Below are 9,699 nucleotides of genomic sequence, written 5' to 3'. Positions count from 1 at the left end.
CGTGGGGAAGGGGTGCGGCGGCGGCGCGTCCGGCGCGGGGGCGGGATGGCCGGCGGGGTGGCTAGCGGGGTGGCCAGCGGGGTGTTGGTCGCGGTCGGGGGCGGGGTCGTCCGCCATCCGTTCGAAGCGGGGAGCGTAGCCGCCCTTCGGCACGACGATGCGGATCGGGTCGTTGCGCCCCGCGGTCAGGTAGTAATGTTCGAGGCTGCGGCGCAGCCGCCCGGCCTCCAGCCGCACGATGGGGTCGGATTGCGGGTCGAAGCTGGGCTCGCGGTTGAAGACGCTGACGGCGATGCAATAGGCCTTGATCTGCGGCGCCCGCCCCTCCAGGCATTCTTCGACCACATAGCGCAGGAATCGGCGGTTCCGGTCCGATGCGTCGAAATGATCGCTGGCAAGAATCCGCTCAAGCTGTGCCCTGACGGCATGGTCATCCAATGCCCGTTCCTGCGCGGGTGGCGTTTCTTCGGTCATTTTCGACATCTCCCGGAGAGCGAGAAAGACATCGCATGGTCTTTCTCAAAATAGGTGGGTCGATGCTTTGGCGGCATTCTTTCATTGGAAAAAACTGATGTCCATCGACCCTGTGCTTTTATGCCGGTCCCTATTCCCGAAGTCCGTCCGCCTCTCTGTTCGTTAGGAGGGGGTCTTCACCCGAAGGCGGTGAGGGGACCCCCCGCCGAACGGGGCGTAAACTACCGTATGCTACCTGCCCTGGCGGAACTGCCGGCGGGCTCACCGGTTTTCCCGCCGCCGGACAGCGGACTCATGGCTTCCCCACCCCCCTTCGGCACGCCCGCTTCACCGACGCGCGCCCCCGGCGTCGTTAGGACGTGCCGACATGTCCCGGCTTTTCCTGTTTCGGTTTCGGTCACGCAACGCACCGGTGGTTCCATGCCTTTCCTGTCTTCGCTGAACGGTTCTTTCCGCCCCCTTCACACGTCACTGCACGGGTCCCGGATGGACCCGCCCACGGCGGGGTTGTCGCGCCGGGGCATCCTGGGTCTGGGGGCCGCGGTGGCCTTCGGCGTCTGCGACAGCCGCCCCGCCGCGGCGTGGGAACCGGCCCCGGAACGGACCTTGCGCCTCTTCAACCGTCAGACGGGGGAGGGCTTCGAGGGGGTCTATTGGGCGGAGGGGCGCCCGGTGACGGAGGCGATGGCCCGCATCGACTGGGTTCTGCGCGACCACAACGGCGACATTTGCCGCCGCATCGACCTTGCCTTGCTGAACCGGCTGTCGGAGATGCAGGAGAAGCTGGACAGCCCGCACCCGTTCGAGGTGCTGTCCGCCTTCCGCTCCCGGGAAACCAACCGCCATGTGGAGGGGGCGGCGACGGGCAGCTTGCATCTGGAAGGGCGGGCGGTGGATCTGCGCCTGCAAGGGCGGCGCGCCGTGGACCTGTACCGCTGCGCCCTGTCCTTCGGCGACGGCGGGGCCGGCTGCTACGCGGCGCGGAACTTCGTCCATGTGGACACGGGACCGACCCGCCGCTGGGCCGGAGGGTGAGAATCGGGACGTTTCGTCGCAGAACCTTTTGCCAGGGGGCATCGGGCGAAGGGCATTAAGCCGATGGGTGGATTGTGCGCGGGACGGAGGAAGCGCACCATAGCCCGAAAAAGAAGGCCGCGAAATTCCGGCCGATGCTCTTTGGGAGGAGCCCATGCTGACCCCGACCAACCTTGCGGACCCCCTTGCGGACCGATGGGGCCGCAGCTCATCGGCGCGTCCTCATTCCCTGGCCGACCCGGCCCGTATGGCCCAGGCCCGCACGCTGGCGGGCTGGATCGCCGTGATCGCGGAAGACCGCGGGCTGGACGAACGCGGTGTCGCCGCGGCGACCGGCCTGGACATCGAGGATGTCCGGGCGGTTCTGGGCGGCACCGTCTTCATGATGCCGCTGACCATGCTCGACCGCGCGCTGCGCCGCCTGGAAGGCCGTCCGCACTGAAGCGCCGCAGCCCCGCTTTTCCCTCCGACCGTTTGCACAGGAGGACTCGCATGAACAACCACCTCCGCACCCGGAGCAGCGCCATGGACCGTATGGAGAAACGCGACGCCATCACCCGCATCCGCCACGCCGCCGAGAGGCAGGGGCTGGACGCCGGTGATCTGGCCCGCATGACGGGACTGGCGCCGGGGCACGCCCGCGCGATCCTGTCGGGCTTCGGTTCGACGGTTCCCCGCGAGACGCTGGACCGCACCGCCAGCGTCCTGCCGGAATGAGGCCACGCTGAAATGGAAACGGCGGCGCATCGGGTGCGCCGCCGTGTGTCCGCTGCCTTATGTCCGGCCCGTCCGGGACGGCGCCCCGGTTCAGGCGACCGAGAGCACGTCCAGATAGACGTTCGCCGGCTCGGTCAGGTGAATCCGGTACAGCATGCCCGTCTGGTCCACGATGATGCTGGCGACGGGATTCTTCGCGGCCATGTCGGTGACGGCGGCGCGCACGTTGCGCGGCAGGCTGTCCAGCTCGACGTCGCGGTAGCCGTTCTTGTCGGAGAACTTGATGATCTTCTGGCCCATGGTCAGGCGCCCTGTGTGCATGCTCTGTTTGCGGTGGGCGGACCATGATCCCGCCGGGTTAAGGAAAGGCTAACCAAAGACGGCGCAAACGCAGGACTGACCGGCGGCGGTTGCATCGGTGTCCCTGGAATAATTCTGGCGGAATAATTCGGGCGGAACAATCCGGGGGAGTTTTCCTCCTCCCCTGCGATAGCGGGGGAGGGCCAGGGTGGGGGCCAGCGGCGTCACCCGTGAAAATGCTCGTACACCCGCCGGGCCAGCGCCGCGCTGATGCCGGGGGTGGCCTCCAGATCCTTCAACCCCGCCGAAGCCACCGCGGTGGAGCTGCCGAAATGGTGCAGCAGGGCCTTCTTGCGGGACGGGCCGACGCCGGGGATGCCGTCGATGCGCGTGTGGTCCATCGCCTTCAGCCGGCGGGTGCGGTGGGCGTCGATGGCCGTCCGGTGGGCCTCGTCGCGCAGCCGTTGCAGGAAGTACAGAACGGGGTCGTTGGGCTCCAGCCGGAAGGGCTCGCGGTCCGGCAGGAAGAAGCGCTCGCGCCCGGCGTCGCGGTCCGGCCCCTTGGCGATGGCGGCCAGCGGCACGCCCGCGACGCCCAGCCCGTCCAGCACCGCGCGGGCGGCGTTCAATTGGCCCAAGCCCCCGTCGATCAGCACCAGATCGGGCCATTGCCCGCCGCTGCGCTGCGGGTCCTCGCGCAGCGCGCGTCCGAAACGGCGGGTCAGCACCTCGCGCAGCATGGCGCAGTCGTCCCCCGCCGCCGCCGGGTCCTTGATGTGGAAGCGGCGGCAAGCGTTGCGCTGGATGCCCTCCGGCCCGGCGACCACCATCGCGCCGACCGGGAAGGCGCCCTGGATGTGCGAGTTGTCGTAGATTTCGATACGGGCCGGCGTTCCGGCCAAGCCGAAGACGCGCGCCACCCCGGCCAGCAGCTTCCCTTGCGCGGACCGCTCGGCCATGCGGCGCCCGTGGGCCTCCCGCGCGTTGGTCAGGGCGTGCTCGACGACGCGGCGCTTGGGGCCGCGCTGGGGAACCTCGACCTCCACCCGCCGCCCGGCGGCCAGCGTCAGCGCCTCGGCCAGCAGGGCGCGCTCCGGGATGTCGTGGCTCAGCAGCAGGTGGCGGGGCGGCGGCGTTCCTTCGTAGAGCTGGGCGGCGAAGGCGGCGAGGATGGCGGCGGCGTCCTCCTCCCCGTCATGCCGGGGGAAGAAGGCGCGGGTCCCCTGGTTGCGCCCGCCGCGGAAGAAGAAAGCCTGGACGCAGGCGGTCCCGCCCTCGGCATGAACGGCCAGCACGTCGGCGTCCTCCAGAACGCCTTCCAGATTGATGTCCTGGCGGCTTTGCAGGGCGGTCAGGGCGCGGATGCGGTCGCGCCAGCGGGCGGCGTCCTCGTAGGCCAGCCGGTCGGAGCAGTCCGTCATGTGGCGGGCGAACGCCGCCTGGACGGCGGCGCTGCGCCCGGACAGCACGTCGCGCACGCCCTGCATCTGGGCGGCGTACTCCTCCGCCGAGACGCGCCCGACGCAGGGGGCGGAGCAGCGCTTGATCTGGTGCTGAAGGCAGGGCCGCGTGCGCGCGGTGAAGGTGGCGTCGTCGCAACTGCGCAGCAGGAAGGCGCGCTGCAACGCCGCGATGGTCATGCCGACCAGGGCGGGGGAGGCGTAGGGGCCGAACAGGTCGCGCTTCCGGCCATGCCGGTCGGCGCTGCCGCGGTGCTGCATCAGGCGGGGAAAATCGGCTCCCTGGCCATGACCCTCGCTCAACGTGATGTAGGAGAAGGACCGGTCGTCCTTCACCAGGACGTTGAAGGGCGGCAGCAGGCGGCGGATCAGGTTCGCCTCCAGCAGCAGCGCCTCGGCCTCCGTGTGGGTGGTGACGAACTCCATGGAACGGGTCAGCGCGACCATGCGGCGGGTGCGGTTGGGCAGCCCGTCCGTTCGGGTGTAGCTGGCCACCCGGCGTTTCAAATTCTTCGCCTTGCCGACATACAGGATGCGCCCGTCCGCCCCGATCATCCGGTAGACGCCGGGCGTGTCCGGCAGAGTCGGCAGGGCGGCGCGGATCACCGCAACTCCGTCCATCGCCCTATTCCGGTGTGTTGACCATGATGGAGCGGAAGGAAGCAGGAGAACGAAAGGTGGACCAGGGACAATCTCGGGACCTGTTCCTCAGAACAGGATCAGCCCGCTTCCTGCCGTTCCACCCGCACCGCGGCGTCCGGGCGGGTGCTGTCGCGGACGACCAGTTCGCAGTCCAGCCCGTGGTGCGGCTGGGCCACCGTCGTGCCGTTCAGCCGGGCCAGGATCTGGCCGGCGGCCAGTTCCCCGATCTCCCGCTGCGGCGGGCGGACGGTGGACAGCGGCGGCAGGCAGGCGGCGCTGAAGGTCAGGTCGCCGAAGCCGATCACCGCCAGATCCTCCGGCACGCTCAGCCCGCGGCGGTTCGCCTCGAACAGCACGCCCAGCGCCATGGCGTCGTTGGAGCAGACCACCCCGTCGATGTCCGGGTGCAGGGCGAACACCTCGTCGATCAGCCAGATGCCGACGGGGGTGGAGGCGGTGTCGGGGGCGGTGAAGGCGATGGGCTCGTGCAGGCCGCGGCGGCGCACCTCGTCCTCATAGCCGTCGGTGCGGCTGCGCACGCGCATGTCCTGGTGCACGGCGGCGCCGATGTAGGCGACCTTGCGGCTGCCCTGGTCGTAGAGATGGGCGGCCTGCCGCCGCCCGACCTCGAAGTGGGAGAAGCCGACCGTCATGTCCACCGCCGGGGTCTGGGCGGACGGGATGTCCCACATCTCCACCACCGGCACGCCGGAGGAACGCAGCATGGCGCGCGTCCGTTCGGTGTGGTGCAGGCCGGTGACCACCACCGCCGCGGGCGACCAGGCGAGGAAGGCGCGGATCAGCTCCTCCTCCCGCTCCGGATCGAACTCGCTGACGCCCAGCAGGGTCTGGTAATGGGCGGTCTGGAAGGCGCTTTGCAGCGTGTTGTAGGTCTCGGCGAAGAAGGAGTTGGTGATGGAGGGCAGGATGACGCCCACCGTCCGGCTCTTCGCCGCGGCGAGGCTGCCCGCCACGAGGTTGGGCACATAGCCGAGCTGGTCGATCACCGTCCGCACGCGGGTCGCCAGCTCCTCCGACACCGCCTCGGGCTTGCGCAGGTAGAGCGAGACGGTGCTGGGTGACACGCCGGCGGCGTCGGCCACGTCCGTCATGGTCAGCCGCTGGGTGGCGCGGCGGGTTTTCTTGCGGACGGGCTTGGCGGGCTTCGGCGGAATCGGCTTGGCGGGCGGCTGTGCGGTCATTCTCGTCCTTCCCTGCGGCGAACCCCGCCGCGCGGCGTGGCGGCATCATAGCACGCGCCTGGAACGGCGGGGAAAAAGCAGGAACGGTCAGGAAACGGCATTCCGCTCCGCTCCCGCCGGTTCCGTTTGGGCCAGGGCGGCGCGCACCTGCTCCGCGAAGAAGTCGATGAAGACGCGGATCTTCGCGGGCAGCAGATTGCGGTGGGGGTAGAGCACGGCCAGCGTCACCGGCTCCGGCGGGCAGTGCGGCAGGACGACGCGCAGGTCCCCGCGGCGCAGATGCTCGGCCACCTCCCACAGCGGCTTCAGCACGATCCCTTCCCCGGCCAGCGCCCAGCCGGTCAGCACGTCGCCGTCGTCGGCGTCGAACTGGCCGGACACCGGCAGGGTCATCGGGCCTTGCGGGGTGTTCAGCGTCCACTGGAACTGCTGCGAGCCGGGAAAGCGCAGCAGCAGGCAGTGGTGGGCCAGCAGATCCTCGGGCCGGGCCGGCGCCCCCCGCCGCTCCAGGTAGGACGGGGCGGCGCAGAGCACCCGCGGCAGGTCGGCGATCCTGCGCGCGACGAAGCTGGAATCCTTCAGCGGCGCCATGCGGATGGCGACGTCGGTCGCCTCGCGCAGCAGGTCCAGCAGATGGTCGGACAGGCGCAGCCGCACGTCCACCTGGGGATAGGCGGCGCGGAAGCGCGGCACCATCGGGGCCAGGATGCGCCGCCCGAAGCCAAGCGGCGCCGTCACCCGCAGGCTGCCCACCGGTGCCCCGCCGATGGCGCCGACGCTGCTCTCCGCCCGCTCCGCCGCCTCCAGCACCTCCAGGCAATGTTCGAAGAAGACCTTTCCGGCCTCGGTGAACTGCACCTGCCGGGTGGTGCGGTTCAGCAGGCGGGCGTTCAGATGCTCCTCCAGGCTTTGCAGCCGGTGGCTGACCACGGCGGGCGACAGGCGCAGGCTGCGCCCGGCGGCGGACAGGCTGCCCAGCTCCACCACCCGCACGAACACCCGCATGTTCTCCAGCAGCGCCACGCCTGAGTCTTTCCTGGCTTTCCTTCTCCCCTCCGGAGAGAAGGTCAGGATGAAGGGGCGAATCCTCCCATCTTTCCGTTTTTTTTGAAAGTGCTGGTGCACGCATCCGCTTCCCCGCCGCGCTGCGGCAACCGTAGAGTTCAGGGTGAGGATCACCGAACGGAAGAGGGCCGGAGCGCGATGGAGCCGATCGTCTGGGAGTGGGTCAATGTCTTGGTGCGCTGGCTGCACGTCGTCACCGCCATCGCCTGGATCGGGTCGAGCTTCTACTTCATCCACCTGGACCTGTCGCTGCGGCGGCGCGACGGGCTGCCCCCCGGCGTGGCGGGGGAGGCGTGGCAGGTCCACGGCGGCGGCTTCTACAACATGATGAAATACACGGTCGCCCCGGCGGAGCTGCCGGAGAAGCTGACCTGGTTCAAATGGGAAGCCTACGCCACCTGGCTCAGCGGTTTCGCATTGCTGTCGGTGCTCTACTACCACGGCGCCACGCTCTACATGATCGACCCGGCGGTGCTGGACATTCCCTGGTGGGGCGCGGTGCTGCTCAGCCTGGGGGCGCTGGGGCTGGGCTGGCACGTCTACGACCGGCTGTGCAAGTCGCCGCTGGGCAAGGACGACGGCAAGCTGGCGGCGGCGGGCTTCGTCTTCCTGGTGCTGGTGGCCTGGGGCCTGGGCCATGTCTTCAGCGGGCGGGCGGCGATGCTGCATGTCGGGGCGCTGATCGGCACGATCATGTCGGCCAACGTCTTCCGCATCATCATCCCCAACCAGACCAAGGCCGTGGCCGCCATGAAGGCCGGGCAGGTGCCCGACCCGGCGCTGGGCAAACAGGCGAAGCAGCGGTCGCTGCACAACAATTACCTGACCCTGCCGGTGGTCTTCCTGATGATCTCCAACCACTACCCGCTGGCCTTCGGCACGCGCTACAGCTGGATCATCGTGGCGGTGGTGCTGGTGGTGGGGGCGTCGATCCGCCACTTCTTCAACAGCCGCCACGCCGGCAAGCCGTCGCCCTGGTGGACCTGGGCGGTGGCCGCCGCGGGGGTCGCCGTCATCGTGGGCCTGAGCGCCGCCGGCACGCGGACCGTCACGGACGCCGCTGCCGCACCGGCCAGGGTGGAATTCGCGCAGGTGGAGGAGGTGGTGCTGTCCCGCTGCTCCATGTGCCACGCGGCCCAGCCGGTGTGGGAGGGCATCGCCGTCCCGCCGCGCGGGCTTGCGCTGGACAGCGCGGAGGCCATCGCCCGCCACGCCCCGCAGATCCGGGTCTGGGCGGCGCTGTCCGACGCGATGCCCCCCGGCAACGTCACCGGGATCACGCCGGAGGAGCGCCGCCTGCTGGCCGCCTGGACCGGTCAGCTTCCCCGGTAGGTGGAGTAGCTGTAGGGGGAGACGAGCAGCGGCACATGATAGTGCTGGTCCGCATCGGCGATGCCGAAGCGGATCGGCACCACGTCGAGGAAGGCGGGCTCCGCGATCTCCAGGCCGGAGGCGCGGAAATAGTCCCCGGCCTCGAACACCAGCTCGTAGACGCCCGGCGTCAGGTCGGCCCCGGCCAGCAGGGGGGCGTCGCAGCGACCGTCGGCGTTGGTGCGCGTCCGGGTCAGTTGCTCCCGCCGCTCCCCCGCGATGCGGTAGAGGGTGACGGCGATCCCGGCGCCGGGCCGTCCGTGCGTCGTGTCGAGAACATGAGTCGTCAGGCGCCCGCGTCCGGACATGGGTTCGTCTCCTCACCGTGGAATGCCGAAGGAAGCTTATACCCCACCGCCGCGCGGTCCGAACGGGACCTGCGCAGAAAGACTTTCAAACGGATCGAAAAAGCGGACCTGCGCGATTGCGGTTATGCTGCGTGCCGAGGGACCGATCAGGAAGGCCGGGATGCGACCGAGCGAGATGGACCGCGCAAGTTTCGTCGCCCGATTCGGCGGCGTGTTCGAACATTCGCCCTGGGTCGCCGAAGGCGCCTGGGATGCCGGCCATGTGCCCGACGATGCGGAAGGGCTGCACGCCGCCATGGTCGCCGTCCTGCGCGCCGCGGACCGTGACCGGAAGCTGGCGCTGCTGAACGCCCACCCCGATCTGGCGGGCCGTCTGGCGATGCGCGGCGAACTGACCGCCGACAGCACGGCGGAGCAGGCGAGCGCCGGGCTGGACCGCTGCACGCCGGAGGAGTTCGTCCGCTTCACCGAACTGAACGGCGCCTACAAGGCGCGCTTCGGCTTTCCCTTCATCCTGGCGGTCAAGGGGCGCAGCCGTGCGGACATTCTGGAGGCGTTCGAGTCCCGCCTGTCCAACGGCCCGGAGGAGGAGTTCGCCACCGCGCTCGCCCAGGTGGAGCGCATCACCTGGCTGCGCCTGAAGGATCTGCTTCCATGACGCTGTTCGGTGCGGACCTGATGGCGCGGCTGGGCGGGTTCGCCGCCTTCACGGAGGAGCCGGGCGTGCTGACCCGCCTGTTCCTGACGCCCCAGCACCGGGCCGCTGCGGACTGGCTGATGGAGTGGATGGGCAAGGCCGGGATGAGCGCCCGGATCGACCCGGCGGGCACGGTGGTGGGCCGCTACGAGGGGACCACGCCCGGCGCCCCGGCTTTGCTGATCGGCTCCCACATCGACACGGTGCGCAACGCCGGGCGGTATGACGGGAACCTGGGTGTTCTGGCCGCCGTCGCCGCGGTGGCGGAGCTGGACCGGCGGGGCGAGCGCCTGCCCTTCGCCATCGAGGTGCTGGGCTTCGGCGACGAGGAGGGCGTGCGCTTCCCCGTGACCCTGACCGGCGCGGTGAAGGCCATCCGCGGATCGGGCCTGCGGGAGGACGACCGGGAACGGATCGCCGCGCGCGCG

Annotated in this window: 11 protein-coding genes and 1 pseudogene; 6 read left to right on the top strand and 6 right to left on the bottom strand. The window is 69.9% G+C overall.

What is annotated here, in order from left to right; genetic code table 11:
- Nucleotides 1-474: pseudogene (locus QSG27_RS25155) on the bottom strand (hypothetical protein); the annotation flags it as partial.
- 486 nt (nt 475-960) lie between these two features.
- Between QSG27_RS25155 and QSG27_RS25150 the strand changes: the two are divergent.
- The 3 genes from QSG27_RS25150 to QSG27_RS25140 all read left to right on the top strand — a co-directional run bounded on the left by QSG27_RS25150 (nt 961) and on the right by QSG27_RS25140 (nt 2,226).
- Nucleotides 961-1,509, top strand: a complete 549-nt coding sequence (locus tag QSG27_RS25150; protein ID WP_306711004.1) for a YcbK family protein — start codon at nt 961-963, stop codon at nt 1,507-1,509.
- A 154-nt stretch (nt 1,510-1,663) separates the two neighbouring features.
- Nucleotides 1,664-1,951 (top strand): hypothetical protein, encoded by a 288-nt coding sequence (locus QSG27_RS25145; protein ID WP_306711002.1) that lies wholly within the window; start codon nt 1,664-1,666, stop codon nt 1,949-1,951.
- A gap of 50 nt (nt 1,952-2,001) precedes the next feature.
- On the top strand, nt 2,002-2,226 hold the full coding sequence (locus QSG27_RS25140; RefSeq protein ID WP_306711000.1) for a helix-turn-helix domain-containing protein: 225 nt from the start codon (nt 2,002-2,004) through the stop codon (nt 2,224-2,226).
- Nucleotides 2,227-2,316: 90 nt separating this feature from the next.
- Here QSG27_RS25140 and QSG27_RS25135 read toward each other — a convergent pair whose 3' ends face one another.
- The 4 genes from QSG27_RS25135 to QSG27_RS25120 all read right to left on the bottom strand — a co-directional run bounded on the left by QSG27_RS25135 (nt 2,317) and on the right by QSG27_RS25120 (nt 6,853).
- The gene (locus QSG27_RS25135) at nt 2,317-2,547 is read right to left on the bottom strand and encodes a hypothetical protein (RefSeq protein WP_306710998.1); all 231 of its coding nucleotides are present in this window, start codon (nt 2,545-2,547) and stop codon (nt 2,317-2,319) included.
- A 203-nt stretch (nt 2,548-2,750) separates the two neighbouring features.
- A complete protein-coding gene (gene uvrC / locus QSG27_RS25130) occupies nt 2,751-4,607 on the bottom strand; it encodes an excinuclease ABC subunit UvrC (protein WP_306710996.1) in 1,857 nt (618 codons plus the stop codon).
- 98 nt (nt 4,608-4,705) lie between these two features.
- Entirely contained in the window at nt 4,706-5,830 is a 1,125-nt protein-coding gene (locus QSG27_RS25125) for a LacI family DNA-binding transcriptional regulator (RefSeq protein ID WP_306710994.1), read from the bottom strand.
- 87 nt (nt 5,831-5,917) lie between these two features.
- Nucleotides 5,918-6,853: a LysR family transcriptional regulator gene (locus QSG27_RS25120; RefSeq protein ID WP_306710992.1), complete on the bottom strand. Its 936-nt coding sequence runs from the start codon at nt 6,851-6,853 to the stop codon at nt 5,918-5,920.
- 180 nt (nt 6,854-7,033) lie between these two features.
- Here QSG27_RS25120 and QSG27_RS25115 point away from each other — a divergent pair, with 180 nt between their 5' ends.
- Complete coding sequence (locus QSG27_RS25115; RefSeq protein ID WP_306710990.1) at nt 7,034-8,227, top strand: urate hydroxylase PuuD; 1,194 nt, start codon at nt 7,034-7,036, stop codon at nt 8,225-8,227.
- Here QSG27_RS25115 and uraH read toward each other — a convergent pair.
- Nucleotides 8,212-8,574, bottom strand: coding sequence for a hydroxyisourate hydrolase (uraH, locus tag QSG27_RS25110; protein WP_306710988.1), 363 nt, complete (start codon nt 8,572-8,574; stop codon nt 8,212-8,214). The two genes, QSG27_RS25115 and uraH, sit on opposite strands and share 16 nt — an antisense overlap.
- Before the next feature lie 175 nt (nt 8,575-8,749).
- Between uraH and uraD the strand changes: the two genes are divergently transcribed.
- The gene (gene uraD / locus QSG27_RS25105) at nt 8,750-9,232 is read left to right on the top strand and encodes a 2-oxo-4-hydroxy-4-carboxy-5-ureidoimidazoline decarboxylase (protein WP_306710986.1); all 483 of its coding nucleotides are present in this window, start codon (nt 8,750-8,752) and stop codon (nt 9,230-9,232) included.
- Nucleotides 9,229-9,699, top strand: a 471-nt coding sequence (locus QSG27_RS25100) for a M20/M25/M40 family metallo-hydrolase (protein ID WP_306710984.1), incomplete at its 3' end; no start/stop codon positions are given. The genes uraD and QSG27_RS25100, both read left to right, overlap by 4 nt.

Source organism: Azospirillum isscasi (assembly GCF_030849505.1).
Classification (GTDB): Bacteria; Pseudomonadota; Alphaproteobacteria; order Azospirillales; family Azospirillaceae; genus Azospirillum; species Azospirillum isscasi.
Note: the sequence above shows the minus strand (reverse complement) of the source record. Positions and strands in the feature narration are given on the sequence as shown.